Origin of the sequence: Pseudomonas sp. HMWF032 (assembly GCF_003060885.1) — a bacterium.
Lineage (GTDB): Bacteria > Pseudomonadota > Gammaproteobacteria > Pseudomonadales > Pseudomonadaceae > Aquipseudomonas.
This window is the reverse complement of the sequence record NZ_QAIG01000005.1, coordinates 1,065,690-1,081,379: the sequence shown is the minus strand read 5'-3', so window position 1 is coordinate 1,081,379 and position 15,690 is coordinate 1,065,690. Positions and strand designations below refer to the sequence as shown.

General features: G+C 60.9%; 12 protein-coding genes. 6 read left to right on the top strand and 6 right to left on the bottom strand.

All coding sequences use genetic code 11. The features are described from left to right. Positions 1-33: 33 nt before the first annotated feature. Both DBR00_RS07755 and DBR00_RS07750 read right to left on the bottom strand, forming a co-directional pair. Positions 34-1,890 carry a zinc-dependent metalloprotease family protein gene (locus DBR00_RS07755; protein ID WP_108486594.1) on the bottom strand — a complete coding sequence of 619 codons (1,857 nt, stop codon included), beginning with the start codon at positions 1,888-1,890 and terminating at the stop codon, positions 34-36. A gap of 20 nt (positions 1,891-1,910) precedes the next feature. Then, positions 1,911-2,600 carry a hypothetical protein gene (locus tag DBR00_RS07750; RefSeq protein ID WP_108486595.1) on the bottom strand — a complete coding sequence of 230 codons (690 nt, stop codon included), beginning with the start codon at positions 2,598-2,600 and terminating at the stop codon, positions 1,911-1,913. A 358-nt stretch (positions 2,601-2,958) separates the two neighbouring features. On the opposite strand from DBR00_RS07750, the gene DBR00_RS07745 reads away from it, so the two are divergent. Next, the gene (locus DBR00_RS07745; RefSeq protein WP_108486596.1) at positions 2,959-4,287 is read left to right on the top strand and encodes a TAXI family TRAP transporter solute-binding subunit; all 1,329 of its coding nucleotides are present in this window, start codon (positions 2,959-2,961) and stop codon (positions 4,285-4,287) included. An 8-nt stretch (positions 4,288-4,295) separates the two neighbouring features. Here DBR00_RS07745 and DBR00_RS07740 read toward each other — a convergent pair whose 3' ends face one another. After that, positions 4,296-9,266, bottom strand: coding sequence for a tetratricopeptide repeat protein (locus tag DBR00_RS07740; protein ID WP_158271553.1), 4,971 nt, complete (start codon positions 9,264-9,266; stop codon positions 4,296-4,298). Between the two features lie 155 nt (positions 9,267-9,421). Here DBR00_RS07740 and yejK point away from each other — a divergent pair, with 155 nt between their 5' ends. The 4 genes from yejK to DBR00_RS07720 all read left to right on the top strand — a co-directional run bounded on the left by yejK (position 9,422) and on the right by DBR00_RS07720 (position 12,588). Beyond that, positions 9,422-10,429, top strand: coding sequence for a nucleoid-associated protein YejK (gene yejK, locus DBR00_RS07735; protein ID WP_108486598.1), 1,008 nt, complete (start codon positions 9,422-9,424; stop codon positions 10,427-10,429). Positions 10,430-10,576: 147 nt separating this feature from the next. Continuing rightward, a complete protein-coding gene (locus DBR00_RS07730; RefSeq protein WP_108538034.1) occupies positions 10,577-11,395 on the top strand; it encodes a polyphosphate kinase 2 family protein in 819 nt (272 codons plus the stop codon). After that, complete coding sequence (locus tag DBR00_RS07725; RefSeq protein ID WP_108485863.1) at positions 11,392-12,234, top strand: DUF4344 domain-containing metallopeptidase; 843 nt, start codon at positions 11,392-11,394, stop codon at positions 12,232-12,234. Before DBR00_RS07730 ends, DBR00_RS07725 begins: the two co-directional genes overlap by 4 nt. Positions 12,235-12,270: 36 nt before the next feature. Then, complete coding sequence (locus DBR00_RS07720; RefSeq protein WP_108485862.1) at positions 12,271-12,588, top strand: glutaredoxin domain-containing protein; 318 nt, start codon at positions 12,271-12,273, stop codon at positions 12,586-12,588. Between the two features lie 27 nt (positions 12,589-12,615). On the opposite strand, the gene DBR00_RS07715 is transcribed toward DBR00_RS07720, so the two are convergent. The 3 genes from DBR00_RS07715 to DBR00_RS07705 all read right to left on the bottom strand — a co-directional run bounded on the left by DBR00_RS07715 (position 12,616) and on the right by DBR00_RS07705 (position 14,525). Beyond that, positions 12,616-13,551 (bottom strand): glutathione S-transferase family protein, encoded by a 936-nt coding sequence (locus DBR00_RS07715; RefSeq protein ID WP_108485861.1) that lies wholly within the window; start codon positions 13,549-13,551, stop codon positions 12,616-12,618. A gap of 66 nt (positions 13,552-13,617) precedes the next feature. Further along, entirely contained in the window at positions 13,618-13,938 is a 321-nt protein-coding gene (locus DBR00_RS07710; RefSeq protein WP_108485860.1) for a GIY-YIG nuclease family protein, read from the bottom strand. 116 nt (positions 13,939-14,054) lie between these two features. Beyond that, the gene (locus DBR00_RS07705; RefSeq protein WP_108485859.1) at positions 14,055-14,525 is read right to left on the bottom strand and encodes a nuclear transport factor 2 family protein; all 471 of its coding nucleotides are present in this window, start codon (positions 14,523-14,525) and stop codon (positions 14,055-14,057) included. Positions 14,526-14,646: 121 nt separating this feature from the next. Between DBR00_RS07705 and DBR00_RS07700 the strand changes: the two genes are divergently transcribed. Next, positions 14,647-15,597, top strand: coding sequence for a GlxA family transcriptional regulator (locus DBR00_RS07700; RefSeq protein ID WP_108485858.1), 951 nt, complete (start codon positions 14,647-14,649; stop codon positions 15,595-15,597). Positions 15,598-15,690: the final 93 nt, after the last annotated feature.

The following is a 15,690-nucleotide window of genomic DNA, read 5'->3' as shown; positions in this document are numbered from 1 at the left end:
GGCGCCCCAACCACGGGCGCCAGTTTTTTCCGGCTAGAGCCGGTTAAGGCTGATGTTGTCCAGGTACAACGATTGATCTGACCGAGTGCCCAGCACCAGCAGTTCCATGCGTCGATAAGTACCGGTCGGCACTTGGAAGCTCTGCTGCAACTTGCTCCAAACACCGCCCTTGGTATTCACCACACCGAGTGACAGCAGACGAGCATTGCCGGACGTGTCTTCAAGGTAGAGGTAGGCATAGGACAGCGCAGCGACGCTGGCGGTGCGGCTCACCATCACGTCAGCGCTAAAGCGATAGGACAAGCCTGGCTGTACCTTGCCGGCTAGCAACAGGCTCGCGCCAGTGCCATCGGCCTTACGCGCGTAAACCTCCAGCGACTTGCCGGTCGCCGCCAGCGCAGTGAGCCGATTGCTGCCGTAGAAGCCAGTCCATTCGCCGATCGCACTGTCGAACGTCCAACTGAATGCCGCTGGCGTAAGCGGCTTGATTGCGGTGGTGGGCGTCACTTCGCTGAGCTGAACTTCATCCAGCAGCACACCCAAACGGTTGATGCTTAATAGGCCCAGGTAGGTGTTACGGACGACGGTGGGTGGCGGCTGGTAGATAAAGGTCATGTCGATGGGCGTGAACTCGCTGCTGGTCACCGACTTGATCGCACCGTTGGCGCTGCTGTAGCTGATACCGGCGTTTTCCTCATGGACCATGCCCAGGTACACGTTACCGCGCATGTTGGTGCCCTTGAGCATGACCTTGGCTTTCAACCGGTAGGTGGCACCCACCTTGAGCGCGCCGACAGAGGTGGCAAGCATATCGTCGCGGCCGGCCGGCAGGTCGAATTGCAACGCGTCGTCACGGCAGGTTTTACCGACGTTAAGTTGGCTCAGCTTGGCCACGTTAAGTAAGGTTTTCCAACCATCCAGGGTGCGGAACTCGCCGTTGGTTACCAAGCCTGTGAGCGCGGGTTTGGCGCACCAGGCCGTTACCGGCGGTGCTACGGGCGGGGCCGGTGTGGTGGGTGGAGTGGGCGTGGTCGGCGTAGTGGGTTTGGTCGGCGTGCTGGTGGGGTTGACCGTTTCGGGCACTTTTGTCGGACGCAGTGCGGCGATGTGTGCAGCCATGTCATTTAGCGCGCGAGCGGCGTCTGCATAGCTGGCACGGCCACACGCCTGGTTGGCACAGGTACTGTCGACCAGGGTTGGGGTGGAAAACAACGGCGCCTGCACCGACGCGTTAAACACTTGCGGATAGGCCATGATGGTCGCGAAACGACCCTGCACGCCGTAGCCGCGGCCCCATTCATAGGTACCTTGGTGAATGCCACGGGCCAGGTAGGTGTAGTAACCCTCGGTCTGGTCTTGCTCATAGGAGTGACGCAACCCCAGGTTGTGGCCAATCTCGTGAGCCATGGTGCTCAGGCTGCAATCCACGCCGGTGATGCCGTAGGCACTGGCCCAGGCACCATTCTGGAACGTGCCGCTGTTCTTCGGCCCGGAGAGTACGTAGCCAATGCCGCACACGCCATAGCCCTGGCCCACTGGGGTACGGCTGATCAGTTGCACCACATCGGCGCCGTAGGTTTCACGCAGTTGTTGTACCCGTGGATCGGCAGCGAACGCAGACAAATCTTTCTCGGATATGGTCGGGTAGCTGGCCCAGGTCAGCAGTTGCCGGTTGACCAAACGCAGGCGCAAGTTGACGTTGCTCTTCTTGAACGCGTTGTTGGCAAATTCGATGTAGCTGGCGATGCGTGCGTCAATGTCACGCCCATTGGGCAGGGCTTGCGCCTCTTTGGTGTAGAGCACCAGCAGATCGACGGTGCGCGGTTCGGTGGCAGCTTGAGTGAACGGGGCCAGCAAGAGCATGGCCAGGCAGACGAATAGTTTTTTCATGGTTTCTAATCCTGTAGCGCTCAGCCGCTGGTTGGCGGTGGGAGCGGCTGCAACGGCGTGGATTCAGGGGTCACGAGGGCGTCCGGGGTGGCACGCAGCAGCAGCTCGTTCTGGTCGGTCATCAGCATGCTGCCGGTGGCGTTGTCCACCACAAACGACAGGGTCTTATCGCGGGTCGCCAGGGTGATATGGGTCTCCACTTGCCCGCGCACGACAGTCAGCGAGTCTTCCGGTTGCCCCCCTTGCACCGACCCGCTCCAAACGGCGACACCGGTGTTGTGGGTCTCGTCCAGCGTGGCGCGTAGCGGTTCTTTACGCCCCGGTACGGCCAGCTGCAGGGTCTGGCCGACGGCCAGCGTGCCAAGGACGGAAACCGGCATGTTGGTGCGGTAGAGGGTCATTTCGTCTTGCTGCTCAGGCACCAGCGAACGGCTGTCCCAAAGCTCAACCACATCGTCATCCGGTGCAGCCGCTTGTACCGTTACGTCTTTAACTGGCGTGCTCGCGACCACACCCACGGCGGCAACCGACGGCGCACTGAATGGCTTGTGCGGCAGCAAACCGGTGGACGGCGCCGCAGCCAGAGCAGAAGGCAACGGGGCAGAAGGCGTAACAGCGACGTTGCCCGCTGAAGGCTCGTGCAGTAAGAATGCAAGCGTGGCACCTGAGGCAAGCAGGGCTACCGCCATATAGAGCAGGGTTCGGGGCATAGGCCACCTTCCTACGTTCAACCCGCAACAGCCGGGTTAGAGCGAAACCACGGAAGAGCATCCCTGACAGACCGCGGAACAGGTTAAACCGTCATGGGGCAACGGTCGGTTGTTGTTCGTTTTATTGACGCCAAAATATTGATATCACAGCGCCATCATTGCCCATAAAGACGAATTCGTTATAGGGAAACCCTGAAAAACGCGTTCCAGAAGCTTATAAAGCTGTCTGACGCTTCGTTTCCGCTCTAAATCGAGTGCCAGGCACAGCCCCGCACGACGCACGTGCACAGGGGCAACAGGCGGAAAATACGCCGGACGGTTAACCTTTACGCACTCAGAGCACGGCCAAGGAACTGCAATGCGAAGAATCCTGCGCGACCTAAAGATTATGTTGTTGACCAACCTGTGGATCGTGCCCGTAGTGGCCGCCTTGGTCGGTGCCCTCTTCTACTTTGTCGCCCCACCACCGCCCATGCATGCCCGCATGGCGACCGGCGCAGTGGGCGGTGGCTACCACACCTTTGCCGAGCGGCTGCGAGACGAACTGGCGCTGCAGGGTTTCAGTCTTGACCTGGTGGAGAGCGCGGGCTCTGCGGACAACCTGGACAAACTGGGTCGCGGCGACGTGGAACTGGCCCTGGTCCAGAGCGGCCAGGAACTGACGCTGAGCGACGAGGCGCGCAGCACCCTCAATGGCCTGGGCGTGATGTACCGCGAACCGCTGTGGCTGTTTCTCGGTGACACGGCCAAATTCGAACGCCTGAGCGATCTGATCAAGCTGCGCCTGGCCATCGGCTCCGCCAACAGTGGCACCCAGGCAGTAACCGCCGCGCTATTTGCCGCCAACCGCATCGAGCCGCCACAGTACCCACAGCACTGGCAACAAATGGGCGGCAGCAAGGCCGCTGAGGCGCTGATCGCGGGCGAACTGGACGCGGCCTTTTTCGTCGGCCCCGCCGAAAATGCCTTGATCCAGCGCCTGGCGGCGGAGCCCAAAGTACGCCTAGCCAGCCTGCGCCGCACCGAAGCCTACCTGGCCCGCCTGCCCTACCTGAGCCGCCTGGAGGTCGGTGAAGGCATGCTCGACATGCAACACAACACGCCAGACCGTGACATCGTCACCCTCGGCCCGGTCGCCACGCTGGTGGCCGGCGAAGCCTTTCACCCCTCGCTTACGCCACTGATTCTCGAAGCGGCGAAAACCGTGCTCAAACACGGCAGCCTTCTCGACCCGGCCGGCAGCTACCCGGCCAAGCCGCCGCTGTCACTCAACACCCTGAGCGAAGCCGAGTACTACTACGACAAGGGCCTGCCGATCCTGCAGCGCTACTTGCCGTTTCGCATCGCCTCGCTGGCCGACCGCTACATCATCCTCGCCATTCCGCTGCTGGTGCTGCTGTTCCCGCTGTTCAAGGCCATCGGCCCGATCTACCAATGGCGCATCCGCGCGCGCATCTACCGCTGGTACAAGCACCTGCGCGAAATCGATCAGCAGCTGTACAAGGGCAGCCTACCCAGCGACCTGGACGCCGAAATCGCTCGCCTGGAACGCCTTGAGGACGAACTGGCGCGGGTCGAGGTGCCGCTGTCCTACTCCAGCGAGCTGTATGAGCTGCATATCCACCTGCGCTATGTGGTTGAGCGGCTTCACAGCCTCAAGGCGAAGAACCAAGCCGCGCCCGAGTAAACAACACGTTATTCAAAACGAAGTTGTAAGTAGCGCCATGGCGCCAGCAATACATGGGTGCACGGCCCAAAGGCCAAGCGGTAAGCCAGCTCGCGCCGCAAGCGGCGATAAGCGCTATGGCTACCGCCACGGGCAACCGCTTTGGCCGTCGAAAAGTAGCGCACAGCTCTCGCGCTATCGGCGTGCTCAACGGCCTCGGCATAACCATCCAGCATGTGCTGCATGCAGGCGAAATAAGGGCGTAGCTGCGCCCCCTGATAACGCGATTGCCACATGCCAAGCGCTTGCATGTCTGTTTGTTTTGCAGCATCAGCCGCAAGCCAGATCATGGCTTCATGATTCTCAGGCATCTGTTCAAGCGACTTGCGGGATACGGCCGCAGCCAGCTCATCACGACCCGTTGCGCGTAACCCCAAGGCCAGATTATTCAGCCCCCAGGCCGGGATGTCAGTGCGCTGTGCCCAATCTGATAGCCAGTGGGGCATTGACCAGTACAGTCCCTGATTCGCCAATGCATAACTGGCCATCCCCCAGATCATGCCATCGCTGCGCATCGCCTCACAGCTGGCTTGCAACGTGCGATCCAGCAGGTTGTTGGCATTCTCGCGCTCAGCCAACAAATCCAACATGGCATGCTTGGCCGCATGCCGGGTGTCATTGAGCAATAGCCTGCTAAAACCTTTCCAAAGCGAGCCGGGTAGCCAACGGGCATCCTCGTGCTTTAACCAGAAAAGCGCAGCTGCATGGTGTAATGCGCCCTCAGAAGCAGCCTTTTCTACAATGGGCCACAACTCTGGATCACGTGCTGGCGCGACAAACCGTTTGAGCACATCAGCCCAGGCGCCTGCGTTATCGTCATCTCGGCATAAAGGCTCAAGCACCCGCTGTTTAAGTTGCACATCACTGTGCGCCTGAGCGAAGTCCAATGCCCTGAGAAGAATCGAAGGCTGAGAGGCGGTAGGCGTCTCCAATAGACGCGCCAAAACAGCCCGGCAATCATCCTTGCGGCCATACTTCAGCTGCAGATCGAACTCGTTGAGACCGGCAAAGGTGTAACCGGGATCAAGACAGAAGGCTTGTGAAAACGACAGTAGCGCCTGTTCGCTCTGCTCATTGAGCAATAACGCATGCCCGAGAAACCCATGGGAGATCGCCAGTTTGGGCTCCAGGCGCACCATTTCTCTGGCTGATTCCACGTATGCCGAGTAGTGCCCCGCGCTATCTTGCCAGTCCGCAAGCTCACGCCATGCGTCAAAACTGTTCCTGTGGCGCACCAGCAACTGGCGCAACTCGTCCAGCGCAGCGTCGTGCTTACCACTGTTATAGGTCGCTCTAGGCCCGAAGACCGCCAATTCAACCGGCGTTGCACCTCCCCAGCATGGTGCGGCCAACAGCTCATGCAACTCGTCAAAACGCTCGGACTTCAACAGCAGGTCCAAGAGTTTTTCGTGCGCACCACGGTGGCGTGGGTTGAATCTCAAGGCCTCACGCAAGGCGCCTTCACGCCCAGCAGCGTCCTGTTCGTGCTCAGCCAGCGCCAACCAGGCATCCGCATCACCGGCACGCAACTTGACCAATTCATGAGCCAGACGCAGCGGTCGCCCGGCATCATCCAAAGCAACGCTGTAACGCCCTAACTGGTTCCATACCCAGGCGTTACCTGGTTCATCGCGCAGAATCCGTTCGGCCCCCAGAACAGCCTCACCATATGCTTCACACTCGCCTTGTACATAGCTCAGATAAGCACGCAACTCATGGTTGTCTGGCGTTCGGCTGAGCACACGGTTTAACAAGGCTTCCGCCTCAGCCAGGTTATCGCCCTCATCCAGCAGGCTTTCCACATAGAGACGAACAGTCGGCGTCCACAAGGGGTTGATGCGGAAGCTTTCTTGCAGCGTCGCGCGACACTCACTGTATTGCCCATGATTCTTCTGCAACTGGGCGCGCTCCAGCGCCAAACGAGGCATCAGCGGAAAGCGCTCAACCGCTGATTGCAAAAGCGCCTCGGCCTGCTCGACATGCCCTTCTAAAGCCTGTTGCCGGGCAACTATCACCCACAACTGCCAAAGATCAGGACGCTGCCGCAGGGCCTCACCAAGCTGCTCAAGCAGTACCTGCGGGTCGAGGAGTTTCTGTGCCTGTTGCTGATAGGCCATCCAGCCTTCACCAAAAGTCACTTGGCGAACCAGCTCAGCATGTACGTAATCCAAAGACTGCAGAACGTCATCCTGGCCAGCGCAGGTTTCGAGCAACATGTTGCTGGCGTATTCATTGTCCGCACTACGCTGCAACGCCTTGCGGAATGCGTCCTGAGCGCCCTCTCGCTGCCCGGATTGCAGCAGCACAAAGCCATGCGTGGAATGGCAATAGGTGTCTTGTGGATCAATCGCCAAGACGTGCATGCACAGGCTTAGCGCCTCTTGACTGCGCCCCAGTCGAGCGAGCACCACAGCCAACTCACGCAATGCCCAGGCATTTTGTGGATGGCTGTGCAGAAGGCGGCGCAACGTCGCTTCGGCGGCTTCAAGCGAGCGCCGCTGTGCCCGTTCTACAGCAAACTCCGCAATGCCTGCATGGTGCTCAAAGCGATAAGCAAGGGCTTCCACATAAGCATCAACGGCCTCCTCGCCCGCTGACTGCCGCAGTAACTGTGCATACAGGCGATGCAGTGACAGATTCAGTGGGTCAAGCTCAGCAGCCTCCTGACACCAGAGCAGAGCCTGTTGAATATCACCGCCACTACGCTGGCTGTAGATGACGGAAGCACGCAGCCAGGCTCCACGCCGGCATAAGGTCTCTGCGCGCAGTAGCAGCTGGTAATTCAGCTCAAGCTCACCACTACGCCCATAGAAATCGGCCAACCCAAGCAACAGATCAGGATCATTCGGACGGACCTGAAGCGCCTGTTCCAACACATCACGAGCGCCATGCGCATCGCCCACCTCTTCAAGGCATTCGCTGAGCGTGATGCTGGGCCCAGCTGCCAAAGCACCTAACTGCTGATGACGTTGACGTAAAAAGTGCATCCCCTCTTCAGTCCGCCCTAAGCAACGCAGGGCACGAAAGTACTGGTTGCTGTATCCCTCGTTGGCGGCATGCAGGCAGGCGGCAAACCGATACAGCTCGCAGGATTGCTCGCGCATGCCCTCGCCCCAACGCAAGCTGGCCAGCGCATTCCATGCGGGGGCCTGCCCCGGAGCCTGACGCAAGGCCTGGTTGAGCAAGTACTGCACGGTAGCGCCTTGGCCACCTCCATCCGCTAATAAGTTGGCATAGCGCACCACGATCAGCGGGTCACTCCAGCGCGCCTGACAGTGCTGTTCCAGCCATGCCAGTTGCACACCACGCGACTGCAGCACACTCAACGAGCTGGCCTTGGAAAGAATCAGGTTGGAATCATCCGGGAAGTGCTGCAGTAGCACTTCAGTGGCATCGAGTACTTGCGTCTCTCGGCCGTCATACCAAGCCAATGCACGCTGCGCCTGAAAATACAGACGATGCTCTGACGCAGTGGCTTGCAGCTCTGCCAATGCACTCAGCGCGTCCTCTCGACGGTGTACCTCCAGCGCACAGAGCAGTCGGTAGTAGTTATCCCACAGGTGGCGTTCCGGGAACTCCAGCCCCTCCAATCGATAGGCCTGATCGGCGGGCAATAACACCATGCCACGTGGACCCGAGGCACGCTGCGTCGCAAACAGACTCTCCGCCAGGCACTCGCCAAACTGCGCCTGGCCAGGATCACGAATCAGCAACGTACCACGCGGCTGGTCGTAACCAACCACCGCCTGCAAGTGGCCGCTGCCGGTGTATTGCACGGAAAGGGTAAAAGGCAATCCGCGATCTATCAGCGCACAACTGGTCGCCCAGTCAGCGGTAAACTCACGCACCAGCCAGCCATTGCGCTCAGCCCATGCACGCTCGGCCTGGTATGACGTACCGTCGTAACAGATCTCTTCGGCAACCTCCAAATGCGCCACCGGGCGCCCCCAGAATGCGGAAAGGGCTGTCAGCGTCGCCGGAGCGCAGGTCATGTGGTGCTGCCGCACAAAACTCACCGGTAACAGGCAGCGCTGACCTTGCGGTGCTTGCAGCTGCTCAGCAACCTTGCTGTAAAAAGGCCCTCCGGCCTGCACAGCCAGTTCCCTGGCCTCAGCATACGCGCCACGCAGGCTCGCAATATCGCAGCGCCTGCCGGCATACCAGCGCGCCAGTCCTTTTTCCAGCAAGGGCGAGAATGCCTCGGCACGCGCCAGCCAGTGCTCGGCCTCGTCCAGTTCACCAACTTCGATCAGTAAATCTACCAGTTGAGCGCATAGGCCACTGCTTTCCGATGCATCAGCAGCGCTGCGCAGACGGTCCAGCGCCTGGTTCTCACGGTTGAGTTGCACTTCCAGCATTGCCGCCTGAATGAGCGCAGACCGCGAACTTGGTGTCAGGCGCAGGGCCTGTTCGCAGCATTCAAGCGCCTCAGTAAAACGGTCCTCCTGCTCCAGGCAATAGGCACGCTCAACTAACAGCCAGGGGCCTTGCGGCCTCAGAACGAGGGCTCGCTCGCTGTATGCCGCACTGCGGGTAAAGTCACGTAGTAACGCAAACAGGTAGGCCGAAAAGGAAAGCCACTCTGCATGCAGCGCAGGACTCTCCGGTACCCAACTCCCAAACTGCTGAAGAAAGATCCATGCGCGAAACTGCCCCCGACGAGCAAGAAGAAAGCGGGCATAGCGCAGACGCGTTTCAGCCGCCTCTGGGTAGCGCCTATACCCCAGATAAGCCAGCGCATCCGCCAAACGCGGTGCACCAAGATGAGCCGATAGGCGTGAGGCCATGACCATGGCAGCAGCTCCGCGCCATTGCCGGTAGTCCCCATGGCGAGTTGCAAGCCTGTGAGCCTGCTGAAAATGCCCCTGATCCATCAGCGCCTCAAGCTGCGCCAGCGGCTCGGGAGCAAGAAAGGTGGTACTGGTAAGCGTGGAGGACATCGGACCCATCCTTGGCCTGAAACAACATGCACGCCACTCTAAGTAGCAATCTGCTGCGTTTCAAGCCGTGGTAAAGCCCAAGCCGCGTTCCACTTTCGCCGGTCAGCTCAGGTAAACTCTGAGGTCTTTTCCTTTCTCTGCTTTCCAGGTACACCATGCCGATCCGCCACTGCATCGTCCATTTGATCGACAAAAAGCCTGATGGCACACCCGCCGTGCTGCATGCCCGCGACAGTGAACTGGCTGCCTCGCAGGCCATCGAGAACATGCTCGCTGACCTCAACGAGAGCTACAACGCCAAGCAGGGCAAGGCCTGGGGTTTCTTTCATGAGGAATCCGGGGCCTACCCGTTCAGCGGCTGGCTCAAGCGCTACCTAGACGAGGAGCAGGATTTCACCGCCTTTAGCCGCCAGGCCGTCGAGCACCTGCAAAAGCTGATGGAGGAATCCAACCTGTCCACCGGCGGCCATGTGCTGTTCGCCCACTACCAGCAAGGCATGACCGATTACCTGGCCATCGCCCTGCTGCACCACAGCGAAGGCGTGGCGGTCAATGATGCGCTGGACGTGACCGCCGCCAAGCACCTGGACCTCAGCCAGTTGCACCTGGCCGCGCGGATCAACATTTCCGAATGGCGTAACAACGCCCACTCCAAGCAGTACATTTCCTTTATCAAGGGCAAGAACGGCAAAAAGGTCTCGGAGTACTTCCGCGACTTTATCGGCTGCCAGGAAGGCGTCGACGGCCCTGGCGAAACCCGCACCCTACTGAAAGCCTTTAGCGACTTCGTCGAAAGCGAAGACCTGCCTGAAGAGCAAGCCCGCGAGAAGACCAAGACCCTGGTCAGCTACGCCGCAAACCAGGCCAAACAAGGCGAGCCCATCACCCTCGACGAGCTCTCCGGACTGATCGACGAAGAACGGCCCAAGGCCTTCTTTAACCATATCCGCAACAAGGATTACGGCATGGCCCCGGAGTTTCCGGCGGACAAACGCACCCTTAGCCAGTTCCAGCGCTTTACCGGCCGCGCCGAAGGCCTGTCGATCAGCTTCGAAGCGCACCTGCTGGGCTCGAAGATCGAGTACGACGAGGGCACCGACACGCTGGTGATTCGCAACCTGCCGACGCAGCTAACCGATCAGCTCAAGCGCCGCAAAAACTAACAGCCCGCTGAAAAACTACCTACGTTGCCGATGCGGCGTTAAAAACAGGCTCAAAATGCTCATTTACACCCGTAAACTCCGCTTTTTCGCCTCTTTTTGCCTTGCCTCGGCTGCCTCGCCTACGTTTTTAAACGGCCTGTCACATCCATGAGCCGCCTGCCGGATGACCTGCTGGACAGGTGCCGCTGCGACCCTGCCGCGCCCTTCGCCGAAGATCCGGCGCGCGACTTCGGCTTGGACAAACAGCGGGCGCAGCAGGCCTTGGCTGAACTGCGGCCCTGGCTCAATCGTCAGCAGCGCATGCTCTGGGCCAACCGGCGCAACGCCCTGCTGCTGATCCTGCAAGGCACCGACTGTTCCGGTAAAGACGGCGTGATTCGCCGGGTGATCAGCAGTTTTGATCCGCAGGGGCTACGCATCCACAGTTTTCAAAAGCCCGATGCGTGCGAGCAGCGCCACGATTTTCTCTGGCGCTATCAGCGGCGGTTGCCGACAGCGGGCCTGCTGGGCGTGTTCAACCGCAGCTATTACGAAGGGCTGATCAGCGATCCGCTGGACGGGCTGTGCAGCGCGGCCGACCTGCCCGCCCGGCAGCACGCCATCCTCGCCTTCGAGCAGCAGTTGTGCAGCCAAGCGACGCAGCCGTTGAAGTGTTTTTTGCACCTGAGCAAGGCCGAGCAAAAACGTCGCCTGCATGAGCGCCTGGAGCACCCACACAAGCGCTGGAAGCTGCACGCCAGCGACTTGCAGGCCCACCGCGAATTCAACCTGCGCGAGCAACGCTGGGCCGAACAACTGGCGCTCACCGACCACGCGGCGGCGCCCTGGTACATCATCCCGGCGGATCATCGCTGGTTGCGCGACTGGCTGGTGGCCAGCCTGTTGGCGCGCGAGCTGGAGCGCTTAAAACTGGACTGGCCAACCGCACCCGCCCCGTTCAGCGCGGACGATCTGGAGCAGGCATGAAGCGGCTTTTGCTGCTGTTACTGGGCCTCAGCAGCGTTGCTCAGGCCGTGCCGGAACAGGCGCTGTACCCGGATGAAGTGCGCTTTGTCACCGCCAACGCCGAGTTCACCCTGCTGCATGAGATGGGTCACCTGCTGATCAGCGAACTGCGATTGCCGGTGCTCGGCCGTGAAGAAGATGCCGCCGACCAACTCGGTTTTATGGGCCTGTTTCTGCTGCACGAACGGCAACGCGACGCCGATTTTTACGCCAAGTTGCTGGATGTGGCCGACTACTGGCGGCTGGAGTGGCAACGCCAGCGCCCGGAAGCGCCCGAGGTGCGTGAATGGGACAGCCATGCCCTGGACGCGCAGCGCTTTTTCAACCTGGCTTGCCTGGCCTACGGCAGCGACCCGCGCCAACTGGAATGGGTGATCCAGATGACCGGGCTGCCGGATGAACGGGCTTTCTACTGCCCCGAGGAATACCAGCAGGTTGAATACGCGGTGAACTGGATTCGCCAACACTTCGCCCGCCGCGCCGACCAACCGATCCGCCACCACCTGCGGGTGGAGTACCAAACCCCGCCCCTGCATTTACCCGAAGCCCGCGAGTTGCTGGAAAAAGTCCGCGCCTCCGGCGAGCTGGAAGCCATCGCCGCGCGCACCAGCAGCACCTTCGCCCTGCCCCGCGACCTGAAACTGATCGTCGCCGCGTGCGGTGAAGCCAACGCCTGGTACAACCGCATCAGCGGCGAACTGACGCTGTGCTATGAACGCATCCTGTACTTTCGCGAACTGGCGCGCGAGCTGCCACGTCTGAGGCAGACCGCGTTGCAGGAAAACCCACCCACGCTGTAAACAGCCCCCTGCTCGAGTGAGGCAAAGGAAGGCCACATGAAGAAAGTTATTCTGCTGCTCTGCGCCCTGGCGCTTTACCAACACTGGGACACCGTGCAGCGCTGGTTGCAGCCACCTCAGGCCAATCAACCGGGCGAGGTGGTGCTGTATGCCACCCAATGGTGCGGCTATTGCGCCAAAGCCCGTGAGCAGTTGGCCAACGATGGCGTGCGGTACCGGGAGGTGGATATCGAAAAAGACGCCGCCGGCAATGCTAGGTTCAAAGCCCTCGGGGGCCGCGGCGTGCCCCTGCTGGATATCAAGGGCACGCTGGTGCACGGCTACGACCCGCAAGCCATGCGGGCCGCTTACTGACCGCTCAGTGCGTCAGGTACTAAGGCCTTACAGCGCCTTGATGGCAAAGCCCATGCGCGGAAAGTGCACATGCACGGTGCCGGCGCGTGGGTCTTCGCGGCGCAGGATCAGTTCTTCGCTGCCGCTGAAGACCAACTCACCTTCCACCGCATCCACACCGTAGTCGATGGCGGAGATTGCCACCTGCTGGCCAAGGGTAAAGCCATTCGGGTCGGCTAACGCTCCGTCCGGCAAAGCTGCCGGGGTGGCGTCACGGGCAATGGCAACGGCGTCCTCGCCACTCATTTCGCTGAATGAGCCGTGGCCGAAATCCAGCACGCGCGCCAGCCAGGTGGCCACCGCCGGGTACTCATCGACCAGCGGAGCCGTGACCGGCGTACCACGCAAGAACCACAACGGGTGAGCCATGGCGATGTCAGCCAGTGAGGCCTCGCCAAACAGGAAGTCGCCGGACTCACGCTCCAATTGCTGCTGCAAACGTGCCATCAGCGTGGGCCATTGGTGCTTGGCCACTTCCAGCGGAATGCGCGTGGCCAGGCCACCGGTGAACAGGTTGCTGCGATCGGCAATAAAGGCTTTGAGAAACTCCGGCGGCAACTTGCCAAAGCGCGCGGCGATGGATTCCGGCTGGAACACCAGGCTGACCGCATGCAAAAACACCTGAGCATCGGCCCACTGGGCAAAGCAGGCGACGTTGAATGCTTGACCTTCGGGGAACAGCGCCGGGGTCGCTTTCTCCGCTTCAAGACGGCGGGCAATCAGGGCGGTGTCGCAGTAGATATCGGCACCGACTTGCAGCACCGGGGTCTTGCGGTAGCCGCCGGTCAGGGCGGTGAGATCGGGTTTGGGCATCACCGCCGGAATCATCACCGAACGCCAGGACAACTGCTTGAAACCGAGCATCAACCGCGCTTTTTCAGCAAAGGGCGAGGTTGGGTAATGGTGCAGGATCAACTCGTGCATGGCAGGCTCCGCAAGGGTTCAGGTAAGCCCGCAGCTTAACCGCACAGCCGGCGACGGCCTACCCGCTTAGCCTGATGGCACGCTATCAACCGCAGCGATAACCGCGGCGGTCGCCACCAAATGCTCCTTGGCGGCTTTGCTCAACGCCTTGATCGCCCGCTCACGCCGCAGCGCATCACCCTTGCCCGCGCAGGCCTCGGTGTACACCAGCGCCTGCGCCGGGCTGGAATAAAAGAAGCGCGCGCCCTTACCGCTCTGGTGTTTGGCAAACCGCTTGCGTGGGTCGTCGCTGATACCGCAGTACAACGCCCCGTTAGCCGCCCGCACCAGGTACACAAACCAGGGCTTGGCGGCAGGTGTTTCAGGCACAGAAGAGGCGTCAGGCATCAGTTAAATCGGCAGGCAATGAGCACGGTCGCCGAGCTTAACAGACCGTTGGAAACGTAGGCGAGGCAGGCATCTTTTATCGAAAGGGCCAACGTAGGTAGCTTCTCGACGGTCTGTTAACGACTCTTCTGGAACGCAGCCAACCCTTTACCCGCCTGCTGGCGGATGGCGTTCTGCACAAAGGGCGTCCAACCCAGCAAGCGGCCTTTGAAACCCAGCGCCTGAGCGGCCCAGCGCCACAGGTCGAAGTGGTCGCGGTGCTCGCAGATTTTTCCATCACGAAAGCGGAAGTTGGCCTCGATATGATTGACCACCTGGTTGCCGGTCTGGCTGAAGGTGTAGGTGGCGATCCAGCGCGCCTTGCCGGAAAAGTCATCGGCGGCCACGCCGTCAAACGTCAGGCTAAAGCCCTGCGCCTTGGCACACAGCATGCGCCACATGTCGCCGGCATCCGCTCCGCGCAGGTCAGTAAACACCGGGTCGCTGAACTGCACATCGTCGCTGTAGCAGCGGGCCATGGCCTCAGCGTCCAGTTGCTGGAAGGCCTGATAAAAACGGGTGATCAGCGCGGCATTGGGGTGGCTCATGGGACGGACTCCAGTCAGTAACGTGTCAGCAGTATTGCCGTTAAAGCGCTGCGCCGCGATTGGCGCTAAAGACATCTTTGTGTCAATAATCGCCAAATTCCGCCCCATTGATGACGCCGCCATGCCCACCATCGCCCTGTACGTGTGCCCGCAAACGGTCTGTTCAAGCCTGAGCATGGCCATGGATGCGTTCAACCTGGCCAACCATCTGGCTGGGCGATCGCTGTTCAAGCTGCAGCGCTTCAGCCTCACGGGCCAGGCAGTCGATCTGGGTTTTGCACAGATTCAGGTCGATGGTGATGTGAGCCTGGCCGAACGCGCCGACCTGATTCTGCTGGCGGCCAGCGGCAGTGCCATCGATCGCACCCTGACCGACAACGCCGCGTTGCTGCCCTGGCTGGCGCAGCGCCCGCCGCAGCAACAAGTGGCCAGCCTGTGCAGCAGCGCCTTCTTGCTGGCCGCTGCCGGCATGTTGACCGGCCGGCGCGCGACCACGCATTGGGCGCTGGCCACGACCTTTCGCCAGCGATACCCCGAGGTCAGCTTGCACATTGAACAACTGGTGTGTGAAGACGGTCATGTACTCAGCTCCGGCGGTGCGCACGCCGGGCTGGACCTGTGCCTGCACCTGATCGGCCAGCACGGCGGTGCGGAGCTTGCCCAGCAGGTGGCCAATGCGTTGGTCTTCGACAGCCAGCGCGGCAGCCAGTCGCGCTTCGCCCCGCTGCTGCCACCCATCCAAACGCACTGCCCACTGGCCCCGCTGCTGCATTGGTTAAACCTGCACTACGCGCAAAGCATCGACCTCAATCGCCTGGCCGCACACGCCAACTGCTCGGCGCGCACCTTGCTGCGGCGCTTTAAATCCAGCACCGGCCTGACGCCCAACGATTACCTGCAACGCGTGCGCATCAGCGCGGCGCAACAGCTGCTGCGCGGCCCGCTGGCACTGGAACAAATTGCCGAACAGGTGGGCTACGGCGACCGCGCCACCTTCGCCAAACTGTTCAAGCAGCTGTGCGGGGAAAGCCCCGGTGCCTTTCGCAAACGTGTACGCCAAGCGGATGCCTGACCCTGCGACGCTGTGGCCTGCGCCGCGCAATTGCTGCCCACGGATTGCCCACGCACAATATGCGGCCGTTTTCTGATCAATACCGAGCCTCAG